The organism is Mycolicibacterium sp. MU0050, from assembly GCF_963378085.1.
Classification (GTDB): Bacteria; Actinomycetota; Actinomycetes; order Mycobacteriales; family Mycobacteriaceae; genus Mycobacterium; species Mycobacterium wendilense.
Window position 1 is genome coordinate 976186 of sequence record NZ_OY726395.1, and the last position, 21195, is coordinate 997380.

At 69.1% G+C, this 21195-nt stretch carries 20 protein-coding genes; 7 read left to right on the top strand and 13 right to left on the bottom strand.

Going from position 1 to position 21195, the window contains the following annotated elements:
• Positions 1 to 204: 204 nt before the first annotated feature.
• Entirely contained in the window at positions 205 to 1749 is a 1545-nt protein-coding gene (locus R2K23_RS04685) for a dolichyl-phosphate-mannose--protein mannosyltransferase (protein WP_316514682.1), read from the bottom strand.
• A gap of 25 nt (positions 1750 to 1774) precedes the next feature.
• Between R2K23_RS04685 and rsmI the strand changes: the two genes are divergently transcribed.
• Positions 1775 to 2614: a 16S rRNA (cytidine(1402)-2'-O)-methyltransferase gene (gene rsmI / locus R2K23_RS04690; RefSeq protein WP_316514684.1), complete on the top strand. Its 840-nt coding sequence runs from the start codon at positions 1775 to 1777 to the stop codon at positions 2612 to 2614.
• Here the strand turns inward: rsmI and R2K23_RS04695 are convergent.
• The 5 genes from R2K23_RS04695 to metG form a co-directional block, all read right to left on the bottom strand.
• Positions 2608 to 3834, bottom strand: a complete 1227-nt coding sequence (locus R2K23_RS04695; RefSeq protein ID WP_316514686.1) for an aminodeoxychorismate synthase component I — start codon at positions 3832 to 3834, stop codon at positions 2608 to 2610. The two genes, rsmI and R2K23_RS04695, sit on opposite strands and share 7 nt — an antisense overlap.
• A gap of 25 nt (positions 3835 to 3859) precedes the next feature.
• Positions 3860 to 4777: an RNA polymerase sigma-70 factor gene (locus tag R2K23_RS04700; protein WP_316514687.1), complete on the bottom strand. Its 918-nt coding sequence runs from the start codon at positions 4775 to 4777 to the stop codon at positions 3860 to 3862.
• Complete coding sequence (locus tag R2K23_RS04705) at positions 4774 to 5952, bottom strand: NAD(P)/FAD-dependent oxidoreductase (protein ID WP_316514688.1); 1179 nt, start codon at positions 5950 to 5952, stop codon at positions 4774 to 4776. The genes R2K23_RS04700 and R2K23_RS04705 overlap by 4 nt, the downstream gene beginning before the upstream one ends.
• 106 nt (positions 5953 to 6058) lie before the next feature.
• The gene (gene gdhA, locus R2K23_RS04710; RefSeq protein ID WP_316514689.1) at positions 6059 to 7411 is read right to left on the bottom strand and encodes an NADP-specific glutamate dehydrogenase; all 1353 of its coding nucleotides are present in this window, start codon (positions 7409 to 7411) and stop codon (positions 6059 to 6061) included.
• Entirely contained in the window at positions 7411 to 8958 is a 1548-nt protein-coding gene (gene metG / locus R2K23_RS04715; protein ID WP_316514690.1) for a methionine--tRNA ligase, read from the bottom strand. The genes gdhA and metG overlap by 1 nt, the downstream gene beginning before the upstream one ends.
• Positions 8959 to 8984: 26 nt before the next feature.
• Between metG and R2K23_RS04720 the strand changes: the two genes are divergently transcribed.
• The 3 genes from R2K23_RS04720 (at position 8985) to rsmA (ending at position 11978) form a co-directional block, all read left to right on the top strand.
• Positions 8985 to 9827 (top strand): TatD family hydrolase, encoded by an 843-nt coding sequence (locus R2K23_RS04720; RefSeq protein WP_316514691.1) that lies wholly within the window; start codon positions 8985 to 8987, stop codon positions 9825 to 9827.
• Positions 9828 to 9966: 139 nt separating this feature from the next.
• Positions 9967 to 11094, top strand: coding sequence for a transglycosylase family protein (locus R2K23_RS04725; RefSeq protein ID WP_316517049.1), 1128 nt, complete (start codon positions 9967 to 9969; stop codon positions 11092 to 11094).
• Positions 11091 to 11978: a 16S rRNA (adenine(1518)-N(6)/adenine(1519)-N(6))-dimethyltransferase RsmA gene (gene rsmA / locus R2K23_RS04730; RefSeq protein WP_316517050.1), complete on the top strand. Its 888-nt coding sequence runs from the start codon at positions 11091 to 11093 to the stop codon at positions 11976 to 11978. The genes R2K23_RS04725 and rsmA overlap by 4 nt, the downstream gene beginning before the upstream one ends.
• Here rsmA and R2K23_RS04735 read toward each other — a convergent pair whose 3' ends face one another.
• Positions 11979 to 12845: a serine/threonine-protein kinase gene (locus tag R2K23_RS04735; protein ID WP_316514693.1), complete on the bottom strand. Its 867-nt coding sequence runs from the start codon at positions 12843 to 12845 to the stop codon at positions 11979 to 11981.
• Positions 12846 to 12921: 76 nt separating this feature from the next.
• On the opposite strand from R2K23_RS04735, the gene R2K23_RS04740 reads away from it, so the two are divergent.
• The 3 genes from R2K23_RS04740 (at position 12922) to R2K23_RS04750 (ending at position 16548) form a co-directional block, all read left to right on the top strand.
• On the top strand, positions 12922 to 13866 hold the full coding sequence (locus R2K23_RS04740) for a 4-(cytidine 5'-diphospho)-2-C-methyl-D-erythritol kinase (RefSeq protein ID WP_316514694.1): 945 nt from the start codon (positions 12922 to 12924) through the stop codon (positions 13864 to 13866).
• Between the two features lie 300 nt (positions 13867 to 14166).
• Positions 14167 to 15801, top strand: coding sequence for a fatty acyl-AMP ligase (locus R2K23_RS04745; protein ID WP_316514697.1), 1635 nt, complete (start codon positions 14167 to 14169; stop codon positions 15799 to 15801).
• Positions 15802 to 15936: 135 nt separating this feature from the next.
• Positions 15937 to 16548, top strand: coding sequence for an AAA family ATPase (locus R2K23_RS04750; protein ID WP_316514699.1), 612 nt, complete (start codon positions 15937 to 15939; stop codon positions 16546 to 16548).
• 207 nt (positions 16549 to 16755) lie between these two features.
• On the opposite strand, the gene pth is transcribed toward R2K23_RS04750, so the two are convergent.
• From pth to R2K23_RS04780, 6 genes are all read right to left on the bottom strand, one after another.
• A complete protein-coding gene (gene pth, locus R2K23_RS04755) occupies positions 16756 to 17334 on the bottom strand; it encodes an aminoacyl-tRNA hydrolase (protein WP_316514700.1) in 579 nt (192 codons plus the stop codon).
• A gap of 9 nt (positions 17335 to 17343) precedes the next feature.
• A complete protein-coding gene (locus R2K23_RS04760) occupies positions 17344 to 17991 on the bottom strand; it encodes a 50S ribosomal protein L25/general stress protein Ctc (RefSeq protein WP_316514701.1) in 648 nt (215 codons plus the stop codon).
• Between the two features lie 142 nt (positions 17992 to 18133).
• Positions 18134 to 19003: an oxidoreductase gene (locus R2K23_RS04765; RefSeq protein ID WP_316514702.1), complete on the bottom strand. Its 870-nt coding sequence runs from the start codon at positions 19001 to 19003 to the stop codon at positions 18134 to 18136.
• 111 nt (positions 19004 to 19114) lie between these two features.
• Positions 19115 to 19777: an LpqN/LpqT family lipoprotein gene (locus R2K23_RS04770; RefSeq protein WP_316514703.1), complete on the bottom strand. Its 663-nt coding sequence runs from the start codon at positions 19775 to 19777 to the stop codon at positions 19115 to 19117.
• Positions 19774 to 20115, bottom strand: a complete 342-nt coding sequence (gene arsC, locus R2K23_RS04775) for an arsenate reductase (glutaredoxin) (protein WP_316514704.1) — start codon at positions 20113 to 20115, stop codon at positions 19774 to 19776. Before arsC ends, R2K23_RS04770 begins: the two co-directional genes overlap by 4 nt.
• Position 20116: 1 nt before the next feature.
• Positions 20117 to 21097 carry a ribose-phosphate diphosphokinase gene (locus R2K23_RS04780; protein WP_316514705.1) on the bottom strand — a complete coding sequence of 327 codons (981 nt, stop codon included), beginning with the start codon at positions 21095 to 21097 and terminating at the stop codon, positions 20117 to 20119.
• Positions 21098 to 21195 lie beyond the last annotated feature (98 nt).

Sequence of the window (21195 nt, forward strand, 5' to 3'; positions counted from 1 at the left end):
TGCGGGGAGGGCTGTCAGCGTTGTGGATGAACAGCCGTGTGTGCAATCTGGCCGAACAGCAGAGTGTGGCTCCAGGGGTTGGGCGGAGGGTGTGCCTCGAGATTGCACAGAGGGTTGTTAACGCCCACAGATCAACAGCCGTGTGTGCAATCTGGGCCGAACAGCAGTCAACGCAAGCCCGCGCAACCCAGCCCAGCCCCGAAGCTACCTCCAGCTGGGCAACCAGATCTGCATGTTCCACGTCTGCTGGGAGATGGGCATGCCGGTGAGCACCGGGAACAGCCACGCGAAGTTCGTGACGACCAGCGCCACGTAGCAGCAGACCACCACCAGGCCCAGCGTTCTTCGTTCCGGGTTTCGCGTCGGTTTGTAGAGGATGTCCCCGCAGATCAGGGCGATCGCCATCACCAGGAACGGCGCCATGGTCACCGCGTAGAAGAAGTACATCTGCCGGTCGATGTCGACGAACCAGGGCAGCCAGCCCGCGAAGTAGCCGACCAGCACCACCGCGTAGCGCCAGTCGCAGCGGACGAACGCGCGCCAGGCGGCATACCCCAGCACGGGCACCGCGATGAACCACATGGCCGGCGTCCCGACGAGCATCACGGCCTTGACGCAGGAGGCCGCTCCGCAGCCGGGCACGTTGTCCTGATCGATGGCGTACAGCACCGGCCGCAACGACATCGGCCAGGCCCACGGTTTGGATTCCCAGGGGTGCTGGTTGCCGGCGGCGTTGGTCAGCCCGGAGTGGAAATCGTAGGCCTTGGCGGTGTAGTGCCACAGCGAGCGGATGGCGTCCGGGGGCTGGAACCATTGGCGTTCGCCGATCTTGCGCCCGGCCTCGTAGCGGTTGATGGCGGTCTCGGAGGCGAACCACCGGGCGTACGAGGCCACGTACACCGCGACCGGGATCAGCCCCATCGCCCAGGCGGTGGGGCCGACATCGCGGCGGATGGTGCCCAGCCACGGCCGCGGCACCCGGTACTGCCGGCGCGCCACCACGTCGAAGGCCAGCGACATCAATCCGAAGAACACCACGAAGTACAGCCCGGACCACTTCGTCGCGCAGGCCAGCCCGAGCAGCACACCGGCGCCGAACCGCCACCACCGCACGCCCAGCCGCGGCCCCCACTGCGTCTCGTTGATCCGCCCGTCGAGCAGGGCGTTGTGCATGCGTTCGCGGACCTGGTCGCGATCGACGATCAGCGCGCCGAAGGCCGCGACCACGAACACCACCAGGAAGCCGTCCAGCAGCGCGGTCCGCGACGCGACGAACGTCACGCCGTCGGCGATCAGCAGCAGCCCCGCGATGGCCCCGACCAGGGTCGAGCGGCTGATCCGCCGGACGATCCGGGCCACCAGAACCACCAGGATGACGCCCATGACGGCCACGCTGAACCGCCAGCCCAGCCCGCTGTAGCCGAAGATCGCCTCGCCGAGGGCGATCAGCTGTTTGCCGACGGGGGGATGCACCACCAGCCCGAAGCCGGGATTGTCCTCGACGCCGCTGTTGTGCAGCATCTGCCAGGCCTGCGGCGCGTAATGCTTCTCGTCGAAGATGGGTGTGCCCGCATCGGTCGGCGACTGCAGATTCAGGAATCGGGTGATGGCCGCCAGGGCCCCGATCACCGCGGTCATCGCCCAACCCTGCGCCCGGTCCAGGGGTCCGAAGTCGGCGACGGGCACCAGCGGGCCGGGGCTGATCACCGGTACGGCGCGCTCCGGCACCACGGTCGAGGGAGCGGTCATCGACAACGATCGTAGGCTGTGAGTCATGAGTGGCGGTCGACTGTTGCTGGCTGCCACACCCTTGGGGCATCCGGGGGACGCCTCGGCGCGGCTCGTCGACGCCCTGGGATCCGCGGACATCGTCGCCGCCGAGGACACCCGCCGCGTGCGCAACCTGGCCCAGGCGCTGGGCGTCCGGGTCCGCGGCAAGGTCCTCAGCCTGTTCGAGGGCAACGAGGCGACGCGGGTTCCCGCCCTGGTCGACGACATTCGCAGCGGTGCGACGGTGCTCGCGGTCACCGATGCGGGCATGCCGTCGATCAGCGACCCGGGGTACCGGTTGGTGGCCGCCTGTGTCGCGGCGGACCTGCCGCTGACGTGTCTGCCCGGTCCCTCGGCGGTGACGACGGCGCTGACGGTCTCCGGGCTGGCGGCCGACCGGTTCTGCTTCGAAGGTTTTGCCCCGCGTAAGCAATCCGCCCGCCGCGGCTGGCTGGCGTCGCTGGCCGCCGAGCGGCGCACGGCCGTGTTCTTCGAGTCCCCGCGGCGCCTCGCCGAATGCCTGCGCGACGCCGTCGCCGAGCTCGGGGCAGACCGCCGCGCCGCGGTCTGCCGGGAGCTGACGAAGATCCACGAGGAGGTCGTTCGCGGCACCCTGGGCGAGCTGGCGGAGTGGGCCGCCGACGGTGTGCTGGGGGAGATCACGGTGGTGCTGGCCGGCGCGACGCCGGTGGCCGACCTGGGCACCCTGGTGGCCGAGGTGGCGGAGCTGACGGCCGAGGGGATGCGCGTCAAGGACGCCTGTCAGCAGGTGATCGCCGCGCACCCCGGCGCGCCGTCGCGCCGCGAACTCTACGATGCGGTGCTGCGCGCCCGCGATCAGTGAGCCGACACCGCGGCCGATCCGGTGAGCGCCAACGTCGAAGCCGCCTTGTCCAGGCATTCCTGCCACTCGGCGTCGGGGTCCGAATCCGCGGTGATGCCGCCGCCGACCCCCATCACCACCGCCCCGGCCGCATCGAACTCGACGGTGCGGATCGCGACGTTGAGTTCGGTCCCGGCGACCGGTGACGCCAGGCCGACGGTGCCGCAGTAGACCCCCCGGGCCTGCGGCTCCCACTGTGAAAGCAGCTCGAGTGCACGGACTTTCGGTGTCCCGGTGACGGAAGCGGGCGGGAACGTGGCAGCCAGCACCTCTGCCATGAGGACGGTTCCGGGGACCCGCGCCGCCACCGTCGAGACCAGGTGCCACACCCCCGGGGCGGGCCGAATGGACAGCAGTTCGGGCACGGTGACAGATCCGGTGGTGGCCACCCGGCCGAGGTCGTTGCGGACCAGGTCCACGATCATGATGTTCTCGGCGACGTCCTTGACCGAATCGCGCAGCAGGGCCGGGTCCGCGTGCAGCGGCAGCGTGCCCTTGATGGGGCTCGACGAGATGTCGTCGCCGCGACGGCGCAGGAACACCTCCGGCGACAGCGAGGCCACCGCGCCCCAGGTCCCGGCGCAGAACGCGCCGCGGGCCGGCGTCGTACGGGTCACCGCGTCGGCGAAGAACTCCAGCGGTGATCCGGTGCAGACGCCCCGGTATTGCGTGCACACGCAGGCCTGATAGACCTCGCCCGCGGTGATGGCCGCCAGGCAGGCCGACACCCCGGCGCGGTGCACGTCGCGGTCCGGGGCGGTCCAGGTGATGTGCCAGCCGCGCGGGGCCACCGGCGTACTCAGCGCCTGCTGCAGCCAGTCCGGCGCGGCATCGCCGGAAAGGCTTTCATACCACCAGATTCCGGCGGCGTCGCAGCGAAGCACGCAGTCTGTCCACCCGCCTGCGGCCGCTGGGATGCGGGTGCCGGCCCGGTCGGGGTAGGACAGGTAGCCGAACCACCCGCCGCCGACGGCCTCCGAGGCGCCGCCCGGGCCGACGGCGAACGCGTCCCCGGGCCGCACCGGCCGGACGTCCAGGCTGGGGGCGATCACCGCCCGCGCGCCGAACCACTCGCCGGTCAGGGCCGCCGGCGGCGGCAGGCCTCGGCGGGCCGCGCCGGCCGCGACCGCGCGCAGCACCTCGGCGGTGGTGCCGAGGGCGCCCAGACGGTCGATGCGCATCGCATCAGCTTCTCAGATGCCGTCCTCAGCGGCTGATCTGGCGGGGGACGTCGAAGTTGACCAGCTTGTCCGGGTTGCGCATCGCGTACAGGTGGGTGATCTTGCCGTCGGCCAGCTCCGCGGTGATCACCCCTTCGAGGTGGTCGTCGAGGTAGAGCACCAGCGCCGGGGCGCCGTTGTACATCGCGGGCTCCACCCGGGCGTCGAGGCCGCTCATCCGGCTCAGGCCGATCACCAGCTTGGCCACCTTGGTGGCGCCGACCACGGGCCGGCGGGCCGCGCTGACCTTGCCGGCGCTGTCGGCGGTCCACACCACGTCCGGCGCCAGCATCGACAGCAGTTGGTCCAGGTCGCCGGTGGCCGCCGCCAGGAAGAACCGATTGGTCAGTTCCTGCGACTGCTCGGGGTCGACACGGTCGAACCGCTTGCGGCGGGCGTGGACGTGCTCGCGGGCGCGGTGTGCGATCTGGCGCACCGCCGCCGCGGATTTGCCTACCGCGGCGGCGATTTCGTTGTGGTCGAAGCCGAATACCTCCCGCAGGACGAAGACGGCGCGCTCATCGGGGGTGAGCGTCTCGAGGACCACCAGCATGGCCATCGACACCGACTCGGCGAGCACCACGTCTGCCGCCGCATCCTTGCCGCCCAGCGAATCGGCCAGCAGCAGCGGTTCGGGCAGCCACGGCCCCACGTACTCCTCGCGGCGTCGGGCCGCGGCGCGCAGCGTGTTGAGCGACTGCCGGGTGACCAGCTGGGCCAGGTAGGCCTTGGTGTCCTGCACCTCGTCGAGGTCCACCTGAGCCCAGCGTAGATAGCTGTCCTGCAGGACGTCGTCGGATTCGGTTGCGGTGCCCAGGATTTCGTAGGCGATGGTGAACAGCAGCGGCCGCAGCGCGGTGAACCGCTCGGCATGCTCCCGGCTGCCGGGCCCGCTGCCGGTCACGGCGCCGGCACCGGCTGGGGGCTCGCGGCGAGTCGCGCCGCGCGCCAGTTGCCCTTCACCCAGAAGTACGAACCGGGCTTGCGGGCCTCGCGGCGCAACGCCCACACGGTGGCGCTGCAGATCAGCTCCTTGATCCCCGCCGCGGTCCGGCCGCCGACATAGGCCCGCCGTGGGCTGTCATCGGTGTGCAGCAGCTGCATCGTGCCGAATTTACGGCCCAGGCTGATGCATTGTCCGGCGAACGCCAGGCTGATCGGTGCGGGCTCCTCGCCGGCGACGCGGGCCAGCACGGTGTGTGCGGCTTGGGCGCCCAACGGCATCGCCGCCGCGCAGCTCATCCGCAGGGGCAGCCCGGACGGGGCCGCGGCGTCGCCGGCCGCGATGATCCGCCCGTCGTCGACGCTGGTCAGGGTCTCGTCGGTGAGCAGGCGGCCGAGCGCGTCGGTGCTCAGCCCGCTGGCCGCGGCCAGGCCGGGCACTCCGAAGCCCGCCGTCCACACCGTCACCGCCGATGCCACGGTGGTGCCGTGGCTCAACTCGACGCTGTGCGCGTCGACCCGCGCGACGGTGACCCCTTCGACGAGGTTCACGCCCAGCTTGCGCAGGGTCTTGGCCACCGACCTGCGCCCACTGTCGGCCAGCGACGGTGTCAGCCGATCGGTGACCAGGGTGACCGGCCGGCCCGTCTCGGCGAGCTCCGCAGCGGTCTCGACGCCGGTCAGGCCGCCGCCGACGACAACAACCGGGGCGATGACGGGGACCTCCTGCAGGCGGGCGGCCAGCCGCTGGGCCTGCTCGTATTCGGACAGCGGATAGCCGAACTCGGCGACGCCGGGCACCGCGGTGGGGACCGCGCCGGTGCTGCCGACGGCGTAGATCAGGTAGTCGTAGTCCAGGGTGGCCCCGGAGCCCAGCCGGACCCGGCGGGCCGCGCGGTCGATGTCGGTGGCTTCGTCGACCACCAGGCGGATGCCGTCGCCCAGCATGTCGTCGTAGGCCTGGGTGGCGTCGTCGTTGCCGACGGTCAACTGGTGCAGGCGAATTCGCTCGACGAACTGGGGCCGCGGATTCACCAGCGTGATGTCCAACTCGGGGTGCCGGCGGAGCCGATTGGCCGCGAGTACTCCGGCGTAGCCGCCGCCGAGAACCACGATCCGGGGTGTCTGTTCACTCATTGGGTGCTCCTTGGGTCAGGTCGGCTCCTCGTCGAGCCGCTCTGACCTCAAGACACCGCCGGTGCCCGCACTGTGACAGGGTGTGCGCCGGATGTGGCGCAGATCACTAAACCAGGCCGAGCGCCAGCATCGCGTCGGCCACCCGGATGAACCCGGCGATGTTTGCTCCGGCGACGTAGTTGCCGGGCTGGCCGTACTCCTCGGCGGTGGACAGCACCCGGTTGTGGATCCGGCGCATGATCTCTTCGAGTCGCTTCTCGGTGTCGACGAACGTCCAGGAATCCCGGGAGGCGTTCTGCTGCATCTCCAGCGCACTGGTGGCCACGCCACCGGCGTTGGCGGCCTTGCCCGGGGCGAAGATGACCCCGGCCTCGGCGAACTGCTTGATGGCGTTGGGGGAGCACGGCATGTTGGCGCCCTCGGCGATGAAGCGGCAGCCGTTCTTGATCAGGTAGCCGGCTTCGTCGCCGTTGACCTCGTTCTGCGTGGCGCACGGCACCGCGATGTCGCAGGGCACCTCCCACACCGAGCGGCCCTCGACGAACCGGGCCGCGCCGGCGCGCGCCTCCACGTAGTCGGCGATCCGGCCGCGCTGGACCTCTTTGATCTCCTTGAGCAGGCCGACGTCGATGCCCTTCTCGTCGACCACGTAGCCGCTGGAGTCCGAACACGCGACGACGACGCCGCCGAGTTCGTGGATCTGCTCGATGGCGTAGATCGCGACGTTGCCGGAACCGGACACCACCACCCGCTTGCCCTCGACGGTGTCGTTGGCGGCCTTGACCATCTCGTTGATGAAGAACACCGTGCCGTAGCCGGTGGCCTCGGTGCGCACCTGGGAACCGCCCCAGGTCAGGCCCTTGCCGGTGAGCACACCGGACTCGTAGCGGTTGGTGATCCGCTTGTACTGGCCGAACAGGTAGCCGATCTCACGCGAGCCGACACCGATGTCACCGGCCGGGACGTCGGTGTACTCGCCGATGTGGCGGTACAGCTCGGTCATGAACGACTGACAGAACCGCATCACCTCGTTGTCCGAGCGGCCCTTGGGGTCGAAGTCCGACCCGCCCTTGCCGCCGCCGATGGGCATGCCGGTCAGCGAGTTCTTGAAGATCTGCTCGAAGCCCAGGAACTTGACGATGCCCAGATACACCGACGGGTGGAACCGCAGCCCGCCCTTGAACGGGCCGAGCGCCGAGTTGAACTCGACGCGGAAGCCCCGGTTGATCTGGGTGGCGCCGGAGTCGTCGGCCCACGGCACCCGGAAGATGATCTGGCGCTCGGGCTCGCACAGCCGGCGGATGACCTCACTGTCGGCGTAGTCCGGGTGCTTGGCGACCACGGGGCCGAGGCTGTGCAGCACCTCGTAGACGGCTTGGTGGAATTCGGTTTCGCCCGCGTTGCGCTGTACGACGTCGTCGTACAGTCCACCAAGTTTTTCGTGCAGTCCTGCAGTCATCAATCCACCTGATATCGAGGGAATACGCCTGTGGGCGTCGGAAGCGCGGCACCCGGCTTGAGCCTGGTGCCGAGGGCGGCGAAGGTGCGCTCGTCCGCGGGCTGGCCCAGCAGGTCGAGAAGTTTACCCGCCGATGCTGGCATCACCGGCTGCGTGAGCAGCGCGGCAATCCGGACGGTCTCCATCGTGGTGTACAGCACCGTGCCGAACCGCTGCTGATCGGCGGCCTGCTCGGATTTGCGCAGCACCCATGGTTCTTGCGCCGAGAAGTAGCGGTTGGCGGCGCCCAGCATCAGCCAGATGGCTTCCAGGGCCAGATGCATGGCCTGGGCGTCGAAGTGGCCGCGCACCGTGTCGAGCAGGGCGTCGGCCTGGGCCAGTAGGGCCTCGTCCTCGGCGGTGAACTCGCCGGGGGAGGGCACCACGCCGTCGAGGTTCTTGGCCACCATCGACAGCGAGCGCTGGGCCAGGTTGCCCAGCTCGTTGGCCAGATCGGTGTTGATCCGGCTGATGATGCCTTCCTCGCTGTAAGAGCCGTCCTGCCCGAACGGCACCTCGCGCAGCAGGAAGTAGCGCAGCTGGTCGACGCCGAACGCGTCGGCCAGCGCGATGGGATCGACCACGTTGCCCACCGACTTGCTCATCTTCTCGCCGCGGTTGAACACGAAGCCGTGCGCGAACACCCGGCGGGGCAACTCCAGGCCTGCGGACATCAGGAACGCCGGCCAGTAGACGGTGTGGAAGCGGATGATGTCCTTGCCGATCATGTGCAGGTCGGCCGGCCAGTACCGCTGGAACGACGCCGACTCGGTGTCGGGGAAGCCGACTCCGGTCAGGTAGTTGGTCAGCGCGTCGACCCACACGTACATGACGTGGTCGGGGTGGCCGGGGACGGGCACGCCCCAGTCGAAGGTGGTCCGCGAGATCGACAGGTCGGTCAGCCCGCCGCTGACGAAGCTGATCACCTCGTTGCGCCGCGAGTCCGGGCCGATGAACTCCGGGTGCGCCTCATAGTGCGCCAGCAGCCGGTCGGTGTAGGCCGACAGCCGGAAGAAGTAGGTCTGTTCCTCGGTCCAGGTCACCTCGGTGCCGGTCTCGATGGCGATCCGGGTGCCGTCGGGACCCTCCTGGGTCTCGTCGGCGGCGAAGAACCGTTCGTCACGCACCGAGTACCAGCCGGCGTAGGAATCCAGGTAGATGTCGCCGGCGTCGTTCATCCGCTGCCAGATGGCCTTGGACGCCTCGAAGTGGTCAGGATCACTGGTGCGGATGAACCGATCGAAGGAAACGTCGAGCCGTTCCTGCAGCTGCTGGAAGACATCGGAGTTGCGGCGCGCCAGCTCGGCGGTCGGGATGCCCTCGGCCGCGGCGGTCTGCGCCATCTTCAGCCCGTGCACGTCGGTTCCGGTCAAAAACCGGACGTCAAAGCCGTCGAGACGCTTGAATCGAGCGATCGCGTCGGTGGCGATGTACTCGTAGGCGTGCCCGACGTGCGGTGTGCCGTTGGGGTAGGCAATCGCTGTCGTGACGTAGTAGGGCTGGCTCATCAGGAGTCACCTTATTGTCTTTCGGTGTGTCCGCGAAAAGCAGTAAGCGCCCGGCGCCCCCGCTGCCGGAGCCGCTGTCCCCGTTGATCGACGCCCACACGCACCTCGATGCGTGCGGCGCGGCCGACGCCGCCGACGTCGCGGCCATCCTGGATCGTGCCGAGTCCGTCGGGGTCGGCGCCGTCGTGACCATTGCCGATGACCTCGAGGCCGCGCGGTGGGCCGCACGCGCGGCCGACTGGGACCACCGGGTGTATGCGGCGGTCGCCCTGCACCCCACGCGCGCCAACGCGCTCGACGACGCGGCCTGCGCGACCATCTCCGAACTCGCCGAGCACCCGCGGGTGGTGGCCATCGGCGAGACCGGCATGGACATGTACTGGCCCGGCAAACTCGACGGCTGCGCCGACCCGGACCAGCAGCGCGAGGGGTTCGCCTGGCACATCGACCTGGCCAAGCGCACCGGCAAGCCGCTGATGATCCACAATCGCGACGCCGACGCCGAGGTGCTCGACGTGCTGCGCGCCGAGGGCGCCCCGGACACGGTGATCTTCCACTGCTTCTCCTCGGGGCCGGAGATGGCCCGGACCTGCGTGGATGCGGGCTGGTACCTGAGCCTGTCGGGGACGGTCAGCTTCCGCAACGCCGCCGACCTGCGGGAAGCGGCCCAGCTGATTCCCGCCGAACAGCTGCTGGTCGAGACCGATGCGCCGTACTTGACCCCGCATCCCTTCCGGGGCGCCCCCAACGAGCCGTACTGCCTGCCCTACACCGTCCGCGCGTTGGCCGAACTGCTCGGCCGGCCGGCGGCCGAGCTGGCCGCGGATTCGTCAGCAAACGCTCGCCGTGTGTACCGTCTGGACCGGTGACGTCGATCTCGCCCGGCGCGTGGCAGCGTTGGAGTTGCCCGGGTCTGTGAGGTTCGTTACCGTCTTGTGATAATTGCGGGGCCCGTCAGGGCCCTGCCGCACGTAGAGCCCGTGAAATGAGAAGTTGGACGACGCAACGGTGAATGTACTAACCAGACTTCATCAGGCCCGCTCACCGATGCTGCGAATCGTGGTCGCCGCCACGCTGGTCGCCCTCACGTTTGCCGGCGGGTTCGCCGTGGCCGCCCACAAGACCGTGACGCTGTCGGTGGACGGCACCCCGATCACGGTGACGACCATGAAGTCCCGCGTGCTCGACATCGTCGAGGAGAACGGTTTCGACGTCGGCGAGCGTGACGACCTGCTGCCCGCCGCCGACGAGAGCGTCTCCGACGCCGGGACCATCGTGCTCAAGCGCAGCCGGCCTCTGGAGGTCTCGCTCGACGGCCAGGACAGCGAGCAGCTGTGGACGACGGCGGCCACCGTCGACGAGGCCCTCGCGCAGCTCGACATGACCGACAACGCCCCGCAGGCCGCCTCGCGCGCATCGCGGGTGCCGCTCGAGGGCATGGCGCTGGCGGTGGTGAGCCCGAAGACCGTGCAGATCAACGACGGTGGCGTGATCAGCACCGTGCATCTGGCCGCACCGAACGTCAAGGGCCTGTTGGCCGAGGCCGGCGTCCCGCTCGAGCAGCGCGACAAGGTGGTGCCCGCGCCGGAGAGCCCGGTGGTCTCCGGGATGCAGATCGAGGTCACGCGCATCCGGATGGAGAAGGTCACCGAGCGGCTGCCGTTGGAGCCCAACGCCCAACGCATCGAGGACGAGACCATGAACATGAGTCGCCAGGTGGTCGAGGATCCGGGCACCCCAGGCGTCCAGGATGTGACCTTCGCCGTGGCCAAGGTCAACGGCGTGGAAACCGGCCGGCTTCCGGTCGCCAATTCCGTGGTGACCCCGGCGCGGGATTCGGTGCTGCGGGTCGGCGCCAAGCCGGGCACCGAGGTGCCGCCGGTGACCAACGGAGCCATCTGGGATGCGTTGGCGCAGTGCGAGGCGGGCGGCAACTGGAACATCAACACCGGAAACGGCTACTACGGCGGCGTGCAATTTGACCTGAATACCTGGGCGCGGCAAGGCGGTTTGCGTTATGCTCCGCGTGCAGATCTTGCAACTCGTGAAGAACAGATCGCCATAGCGGAAGTCACGCAGGCGCGCCAGGGGTGGGGGGCGTGGCCCACGTGCAGTAGTAGGGCAGGTTTACGCTGACTATTCGACTCCTCGGTCGCACCGAGATAAGAGCCCTCGCCAAAGAACTCGAGTTCCGCCCCCGAAAGGCGCTCGGGCAGAACTTCGTTCACGACGCCAACACAGTACGTCGCATCGTGTCGGCGTCGAGTGTGAACCGCAACGACAAGGTGATCGAGGTCGGTCCCGGCCTCGGGTCGCTGACGTTGGGCCTGCTGGACCGCGGCGCCACGGTCACCGCCGTCGAGATCGATCCGGTGCTCGCGCAACGCCTGCCGCAAACCATCGCGGCGCATTCGCACAGCGAGATCCATCGCCTCACGGTGCTCAACCGCGACATCCTCACGCTGCGCCGCGAAGACCTCGACCACGAGCCGACGGCGCTGGTGGCCAACCTGCCGTACAACATCGCGGTGCCGGCGCTGCTGCATCTGCTGGCCGAGTTCCCGTCCATCAAGACGGTGATGGTCATGGTGCAGTCGGAGGTCGCCGAGCGCCTGGCCGCCGAACCGGGCGGCAAGGAGTACGGCGTGCCGAGCGCCAAGGTGCGCTTCTACGGTCGCGTGCGGCGCTACGGCATGGTGTCGCCGACGGTGTTCTGGCCCATCCCGCGGGTGTACTCGGGGCTGGTCCGCATCGACCGGTACGAGACCTCGCCGTGGCCCACGGAGGAGTCCTTCCGGGACCGCGTCTTCGAACTCATCGACATCGCCTTCGCGCAGCGCCGAAAGACCTCGCGGAACGCCTTTTTGGAGTGGGCGGGTTCGGGCAACGAGTCGGCCAGCCGGCTGCTGGCCGCCAGCATCGACCCCGCCCGGCGCGGGGAGACGCTGTCGATTGCCGACTTCGTCCGGCTCTATCAGCGCTCCGGCGAACCGGACAACAAGCAGATCCCGGTCTCGTAGTCAGCGCAGCACCCGCTGCAGCAGCTCGACCAGTTCCGTGCACGAGTCGTGGCGCGCGTCGGGTTCTTTCATCAGTGCCGTCGCCACCACCGTGTCAAAGGCGTGCGGCAGGCCCGGGATTCGCGGGGCGAACCGCGGCGGCGGTTCGTGCAGATGCGCGTCGACGAGTTGGTCCGCCGTCTCGGCTGTGAACGGCGGAGTCCCCGTGAGGAGTTCGACGGCGGTGCACGCCAGCGAGTACTGATCGGTGCTGCCCGACGGCATCCGGCCCAGCAGCAGCTCCGGCGCCGCGTAGGGCAGCGACGCCAGCACCGTCGTCGGCGGCGCGGCCGCTTGCCGGGTGATCCGCCGCGCCGGGTCCAACGACAACCGGTGGCCGCCGTCGCGGGCCAGGCGTCGTGCCATGTCCTCGGCCAGCACGTGGGCGACGCCGAAATCGATCAAGACCGCCCCGCCCTTCGAAAAGTCCTGATGGACAAGAATGTTCGCGGGCTTGACGTCGCAGTGCACGATGCCCAGGCGGTGCGCATGGTCCAACGCGTCGGCAATCTGAGCCAGCGCGGCCAGCCGATCGGCCGTCTCGGTCAGCGCCGTGACGTTCCCGCCGTCGACGTACTGCATGGCGATCCAGTCCGGCCCCAGTTCGTACTCGGAGACGACGTGCGGGTGATCGATCTGACCGGTCAGGACGAAGGCGCGCTCCAGCCGGTGGCGCGCTTCGGGATTGCGCTGGTCGGGGTTGAGCACCTTCAACGCCACCGGGGCGGGGTCGCCGGGGCGGCGGGCCAGGAACACGGTGGCGCTGCCGCCACGTCCGAGCGTCCGCTCGATGACGTAGCCGCGGAGGTCCTCACCGGGCTGCGGCATCAGATCAGCGTAGTCACCGCGGTGGTGTCGTCGATTCGTTCGGCATTGCGGTCGCCGCGCGGCGTACCCTCGTGCGGTGACCGCGTCAGATGGCAGTACCGCCGCGCAATGGGTGACTCCGGGTTCGGTGACGGTTCGGGTTCCCGGCAAGGTCAATCTCTTCCTCGCCGTCGGCGACGAGCGGCCCGACGGCTACCACGAATTGACCACCGTCTTCCATGCCGTCTCCCTCTTCGACGAGGTGGTGGTCCGGACCGCCGATGTGATGTCGCTGCACATCCACGGCGAGGGCGCCGAGGCGCTGCCGACCGACGAACGCAACCTGGCCTGGCAGGCCGCCGAACTCCTGGCCGAACACGTCGGCCGCGCGCCCGACGTCGCGATCACCATCCACAAGTCCATCCCGGTCGCCGGGGGGATGGCCGGCGGCAGCGCCGATGCGGCCGGGGTGCTGGTCGCGATGAACACGCTGTGGGAGCAGGGCGTGCCGCGCCGGGATCTGCACGCCCTGGCCGCGCGACTGGGTAGCGATGTGCCGTTCGCGCTGCACGGCGGGACCGCGCTGGGCACCGGCCGCGGCGAGGAGTTGGCCACCGTGCTCGCCCGCAACACCTTCCACTGGGTGCTGGCGTTCGCCGACAGCGGGCTGTCCACGCCGAAGGTCTTCGGTGAGATCGACCGGCTGCGCGCCGCCGGCGGGCCGCCGCGCCTCGAGGATCCCGAGCCGGTGCTGGCCGCGCTGGCCGCCGGGGATGCGGCCGGGTTGGCGCCGTTGCTGGGCAACGATCTGCAGCCGGCGGCGCTGAGCCTGGATCCCGGCTTGCGCCGCACCCTGCGTGCCGGCAAGGAGGCCGGGGCTCTGGCCGGGATCGTGTCGGGGTCCGGCCCCACCTGCGCCTTCCTGTGCGCCTCGGAGGCCGCCGCCGTCGACGTCGGGACCGAGTTGGCCGGCGCGGGGGTGTGCCGCACCGTGCGGGTGGCCAGCGGTCCGGTGCCGGGCGCGCGGGTGGTGTCCAGCTGACGGCACGCCGGTGACCGAAGTGAAGTGCGTCTCACGTACCTGGAAAGTTTGTCGGTTACTTAAGAGGAGTTTAAGATGTTCGACGGTGATGGATAGCGATCAAACCGACGCTCGATTCTGGCCCACCGGAGTAGCCGGTGGGTCGTTCCGTTATCGCCGTCCGGCACCATTTCGAGACCTAACCGCAGCGCAATTGTGTGCGCGCGCCTCCGCGAAGGTGCCCACTGCCAGGCGGAATATGTGTGGCGGGATCGTGTCATCGCCGGCACCAGTGTTGCTCCGGAATCCGAGGAGGTCCTCGTGAGCAGATTCACCGACAAGATGTACTACAACGCTGCGACCAGCTCCAAGGGCATGGTCACGGGCGAACCCCACGAGCCGGTCCGGCACACCTGGGGCGAGGTACATGAGCGGGCCCGCCGGATCGCCGGCGGTCTGGCCGCGGCCGGCGTCGGCCACGGCGACGCTGTCGGTGTGCTGGCCGGGGCGCCGGTCGAGATCGCGCCGGTGGCGCAGGGCCTGTGGATGCGCGGCGCCAGCCTGACGATGCTGCACCAGCCGACCCCGCGGACCGACCTGGTGGTGTGGGCCGCCGACACCATGAACGTCGTCGACATGATCGAGGCCAAGGCCGTCATCATCTCCGATCCGTTCATGGCCGCCGCGCCGGTGCTCGAGGAGAAGGGCCTGAAGGTCCTCACCGTCGCCGAGCTGCTGGAGTCCGCGCCCATCGACCCCGTCGAGACCGCCGAGGACGACCTGGCGCTGATGCAGCTGACGAGCGGTTCGACCGGCTCGCCCAAGGCGGTGCACATCACGCACCGCAACCTGTACTCCAACGCCGAGGCCATGTTCATCGGCGCGGAGTATGAGGTCGACAAGGACGTCATGGTCAGCTGGCTGCCCTGCTTCCATGACATGGGCATGATCGGCTTCCTGACCGTGCCGATGTACTTCGGCGCGGAGCTGGTCAAGGTCACGCCGATGGACTTCCTGCGCGACACCCTGCTGTGGGCCAAGCTGATCGACAAGTACAAGGGCACCATGACCGCGGCCCCGAACTTCGCCTACGCGTTGTTCGCCAAGCGGCTGCGCCGGCAGGCCAAGCCGGGCGACTTCGACCTGTCCACGCTGCGCTTCGCGCTGTCGGGCGCCGAGCCGGTCGAACCGGCCGACGTGGAGGATCTGATCGACGCGGGCAAGCCGTTCGGGCTGAAGCCGTCGGCGATCCTGCCGGCCTACGGCATGGCCGAGGCGACGCTGGCGGTGTCGTTCTCCGAATGCAACGCGGGCCTGGTCGTCGACGAGGTCGACGCCGACCTGCTGGCCGCGCTGCGCCAGGCCGTTCCCGCCACCAAGGGCAACACCAAGCGGCTGGCGTCCCTGGGGCCGCTGCTGCAGGGGCTGGAGGCGCGCATCGTCGACGAGCACGGCAACATCAAGCCGCCCCGCGGCGTCGGCGTGATCGAACTGCGCGGCGAGGCGATGACGCCGGGGCACACCACCATGGGTGGCTTCCTGCCGGCGCAGGACGAGCACGGCTGGTACGACACCGGCGACCTGGGCTACATGATGGAGAACGGCCACGTGGTGGTGTGTGGCCGCGTCAAGGACGTCATCATCATGGCCGGCCGCAACATCTATCCGACCGACATCGAGCGGGCCGCGGGCCGCGTCGAGGGCGTGCGCCCGGGCTGCGCGGTGGCCGTGCGTCTGGACGCCGGGCATTCTCGCGAAACCTTCGCCGTGGCAGTGGAATCCAACGCCTACCAGGATCCGGCCGAGGTGCGCCGCATCGAGCATCAGGTGGCCCACGAGGTGGTGGCCGAGGTCGACGTGCGGCCGCGCAACGTGGTCGTGCTGGGGCCGGGCACCATCCCGAAGACCCCGTCGGGCAAGCTGCGTCGCGCCAACTCGGTGGAGCTCGTCACCTAGGTTGTTGCCCGCGAGCCTTCGCGGGCCAGGCCTTTATTTTTCCCGCGAGCGTGCATGTCCCCGGCCGACACGCCGCGCAATTTCCGTGGTTTGCGCACGTTCGCGCCCCAGTGGGGTTCGACTACCCTCGGCGTGATGCTGCTGTGGATCAACGGAGCGTTCGGTGTGGGGAAGACGCAGACCGCATTCGAACTCCAACGCCGGTTGCCCAATGCGCACGTGGCCGATCCTGAGTTCATCGGCTACGGCATCCACCGCATGCTGCCCGCGTCGGCCCGCGTCGATTTTCAGGACCGACCGCAGTGGCGCTCGGCCGTCGTCGCAACACTTACCGACGCAGCTGAGGCTCACGACGGGACGGTGCTCGTGCCGATGACTCTGGTCGATGCCGAATACTTCGACGAGATCATGTCCGGGCTGGAGCGCAACAGTATTGGGTTACAACACTTTTCACTGACGGCGTCGCCGGCCACGCTGCGGCGCAGGCTTCGGGCCCGTGCCGGGTACCGGCTGGGTCGCCTGGTGGGCCGCGACGAATCGTGGGCACTGGCTCAGATCGATCGCTGCGTCGCTGCGCTCGCCGCGGACCGCTTCGCCACCCATGTCGACACCGACGATCGCGGCCTGGACGACGTGGTGGAGTTCATCGCCGAGCGGGCCGGGTTGGAACTCGAGGCCCCGCGGTTGTCGACGCTGCGCTATCAGGCTCGGCGCGTCGCGGTCGCGGTACGTCACATCCACGTCTAGGTGTACTGACATCTAGGCGAACCCAGGTGGACGCTGGCCGCGGCACGGTCCGGCCTCTGGGCTCCGTGAGTGCGCGGCCGCGCCGTCCGACACGATGGTCTGCTCGCGCGAACGTGCGCAAACTACGGAAATTGCCCGGCGTGTCGGCCGGGGACATGCACGCTCGCGGGAAAGGCGCCCCCGCAAGCACGCTCGTGCTAGAGAAACCTAGCCCCAGGCGTGGACGGTGTTCTGGGCCGGCTCCAGACCCTGCTCGATGAGCAGTTCCACGGCGTCGGCGGCCTGCTCGCAGATGGTCGGGACCTCTTTACGCTCGGCGGCGTTGAACTGCTCCAGCACGAACGCCGCACCGGACTTCTGGCCCGGCGGGCGGCCGATGCCGACCCGAACCCGCTGAAAATCGTTGCTGCCCAATGCCGACGCCACGGAGCGCAGCCCGTTGTGGCCGGCGACGCCGCCACCGGCCTTGAGCCGGATGCGACCGAAGTCGATGTCCAGCTCGTCGTGAATGACGATCACGCTCGCCGGCGGTACCGAATAGAACTTGGCCAGCGGGCCGACCTGGCGCCCCGATTCGTTCATGTAGACGCGCGGCTTCGCGAGCACAATCGCCTGGCCGCCGAGGCGACCGGTGATCGCCTCGGCGCCAGACCGCTTGTGCACCTTGAACTTTTCGCGCATCCGGTCGGCGAGAATGTCGGCGACCATGAACCCGACGTTGTGCCGGGTCTTGGCGTAGTTCGGTCCGGGGTTGCCCAGGCCGACCACCAGCAGTGTGTCGGCCATCGTCGCGAGCTACTCGGACTCGGCGGCGTCGGCGGCCGGGGCGGCTTCGGCGTCGGCAGCTTCGCCCTCGTCCTCGGTCGGGCCCTCGAGCTCCTCGGCGGTCGGCGCGACGACGACGTTGACCACCAGGAACTCCGGATCGGAGATCAGCGAGACACCGTCGGGCAGCGGCACATCGCTGGCCAGGATCTGGGTCCCGGCCTCGACGCCCTCCACCGACACGACCAGCTCTTCGGGAATCGACAGCGCCTCGGCCTCGACCTCGATGGTGCTGGCGTCCTGGGTCACCAGGGTGCCCGGCGCGGCCTCGCCCTCGATCACGACGTTGACCTCGACGACGACCTTCTCGCCGCGGCGGACCACCAGCAGGTCGGCGTGCTGGATGTTGCGGCGGATCGGGTGGATTTCCAGGGCGCGGGTCAGCGCCAGCTGCTCGGTGCCGTCGATGTCGAGCGACAGCACCGCGTTGGTGCCGGAGTAGCGCAGCACCGCGGCGAGCTCCCGCGCGGGCAGCAGCAGGTGCTGGGGATCGGTGCCGTGGCCGTAGAGCACCGCGGGCACCTGGCCCTCGCGACGGGCCTGGCGCGACGCGCCCTTGCCGGTCTTGGTGCGCACGGTGGCGCTCAGGTTGTTCTTCGAGGTGGCGGCCTTGGCCATGGTGATTGCTCCTAGTTACCGTGCGGAAGATCGTGGTAGGCACGGCCAGAGCAGAAAGACCGCAGTGAATGCGGGTCCCCGTCGATAACGGTGGTCGAGCCACCCTCGCCGTGACGCCCGGCCAGATTAACGCATGGCGGGCTCAGATCGAAAATTCAGTGCCGGTGAGCTGCGCGGACAGCTCCCACAGGCCCTGCGCCTTGGCCTTGCTGCGGGCCAGCGGGCTGCGCGGCGATGGGCCGGTGGGCCCGGCCTGACCGAACCGCGGGCCGATGAAGGTGTCACCGGGGACGTCCATGGCCGCGGCGTACAGCGTCTGGCGGGCGCCGAAGTCGGCGTCGGTGGCCATGAACCGGTTGCCGAACCGCAGGATGCGGCTGCTCAGTGGGCCCTCGGAGTGGGTCTGCAGGTTGGTCGCCGAGTAGCCGGGGTGCGCGGCCACGGCCCGCACCGGGGACCCGGCCCGTTCGAGCCGGTGCTGCAGTTCGCTGGTGAACAGAAGGTTGGCCAGCTTGGACTGGCCGTAGGCGCCCCAGGCCGAGTACGGGCGCGCTTTCCAGTTCAGGTCGTTGAGGTTGACCCGGCCCATCAGGTGCATCAGCGAGGACACCGTGACCACCCGGTCGGTGATCTTGGGCAGCAGCCGGTTGGTCAGGGCGAAATGGCCCAGGTGGTTGGTGCCGATCTGGCTTTCGAAGCCGTCCTTGGTCAACGCGAAGGGCACGGCCATCACACCGGCGTTGTTGATCAGCACGTCGACCCGCTCGACGCCGTCGGCGAACTCCTGCACCGAGGCGAGGTCCTGCAGGTCTAGCCGACGCACCTCCACGTTGCCGGGCATGGCCGCCGCGGCCGCCTCACCCTTGTCGGTGTTGCGCACCGCGAGGATGACGGCGGCACCCACCCGGGCCAGTTCACGGGCGGTGATCTCGCCGAGTCCGCTGTTGGCGCCGGTGACGACGACGGTGCGGTCGGCGAAGGACGGGAGATCGGCTGCGGTCCAGTTCGTCATGATGGCCAGCCTAGATGCCGCGAGCAGACACAGAATCGCGCGGAACGCGTCCAATCTGTGCGATTCCGTGTCTGCTCGGCGAGATTGGCGAGCTGGGCGAGATGGGCGCACTCAGCGGACGGTGACCTCGAACCCGCTGATGATCTCCTCGATGTCGGCGGAATCGGCGACGGCCTGGTCGGCCAGCCCGGTGATGGTCAGCTGCACCAGGTAGCGCTGGAAATCCGGTGTCACCGGGATGACGATGCGGCTGTAGCTGTGCAACCGTGGGGGTGTGGAGCCCGGCTCGGATGGCCCGAAGTAGCTGCCCTCGATCATCGCCGACGGGAAGCCGTCGAAGTCGTCGAAGGACTCGTTGAGCTTGGTGAAGCCGGGGGACAGCAGCGCGTCGGCGTTGGCGCGCCGGATGGCCGCGGGCACGTCGAAGCCGCCGTCGAGGCGGAACACCAGCACGGTGGCCGTCGGGTAGGTGTTGTTCTTGGCGATGCCCTCGGTCTGGGGTGCCAGGTTCTCGTTGCGGTAGGCGCTCCAGCCGGCCGGGCGCACCAGCGTGACCGACAGCTCGGTCAGATCGTCGAGGGCCACCGCTTCGCCCTGGACGCCCACGCCGGCCAGGTATTGCGAGAACGGCACGGGCGGTTCCGACGACGTCGGCGTGGGATTCGGGGTGGTCGTGGTGGACCAGATCGACTGATAGTCCGGCGCCGGCGTGGCGCAGCCCGCGCACACCAGCAGGGCAGCGGCCGCGGCCGTCAGGCGCAGCCGGCGGGTCACAGAATTTCGTGCACCGCGTCGATCGGTCGGGCCAACCGGGTGCCCTTGTCGGTGACGACAAACGGCCGCTCGATCAGGATGGGGTGCTCGGCCATCGCGTCGAGCAGCGCCTCGTCGTCGGCGTCGGCCAGGTTCAGCTCCGCGTACAGCGCCTCGCGCTTGCGGACGGCCTGGCGGACCTCGATGCCCGCGTCGGCGATCATCTGCACCAACTCGGCGCGGCTGGGCGGGGTCTTCAGGTACTGCACCACCTCGGGCTCAAGGCCGTTGTCCCGCAACAGGTCCAGCGTCTTGCGCGACGTGCTGCATTTCGGGTTGTGGTAGATCGTCGCTGCCATGTCAGGCCGATCCGTTGAACAGGGCGGTGACGGAACCGTTTTCGAACACCTCGCGAATGGTGCTCGCGAGCAGCGGCGCGATGGACAGCACCGTCAGCTGCGGGAAACGCTTCTCCTCGCCGATCGGCAGCGTGTTGGTGACAATCACCTCGCGGGCTCCGCAGTTGGCCAACTTCTGGGCGGCCGGGTCGCTGAGCACGCCGTGCGTGGCGGCGATGATGACGTCCTTGGCGCCGTCCTGCTGCAGCAGCTTGACCGCGCCGGCGATGGTGCCGCCGGTGTCGATCATGTCGTCGGTGAGCACGCAGGTCTTGCCCTTGACGTCACCGACCACGCGGTTGGAGACCACCTGGTTGGGCACCAGCGGGTCGCGGGTCTTGTGGATGAAGGCCAGCGGCACACCGCCGAGCGAGTCGGCCCACTTCTCGGCGACGCGCACCCGGCCGGAGTCCGGGGACACCACCACCATGTCCTCGTTGGAGTAGTTCTGCGCGATGTAGCCGCACAGCAACGACTGTCCGCGCATGTGGTCGACGGGTCCGTCGAAGAAGCCCTGGATCTGGTCGGTGTGCAGGTCCACCGACACGATGCGGTCGGCGCCGGCGGTCTTGAGCAGGTCGGCGATCAGCCGGGCGGAGATGGGCTCGCGGCCGCGGTGCTTCTTGTCCTGCCGGGCGTACGGGTAGAACGGCAGGATCGCGGTGATGCGCTTGGCGCTGCCCCGCTTGAGCGCGTCGATCATGATCAGCTGTTCCATCAGCCACTGGTTGACCGGCGCGGGGTGGCTCTGCAGGACGAAGGCGTCGCAGCCGCGCACCGACTCGTCGAACCGGACGAAGATCTCACCGTTGGCGAAGTCGCGCGCCGTCTGCGCGGTGACATGCACGTCGAGCTCTTTGGCGACCTGGTCGGCAAGTTCAGGATGTGATCGGCCCGCGAACAACATCAGGTTTTTGCGGTTGTCGGTCCACTCGTACGTCACGTCAGCGCTGCCCTTGGCCTCGGGGTTCGGAAGCGGGCCAGCAGGCTACCGGCCGCAGGGGCAATCGTACGTAGCGTTACCCGCGCCGCGTTGCCGGG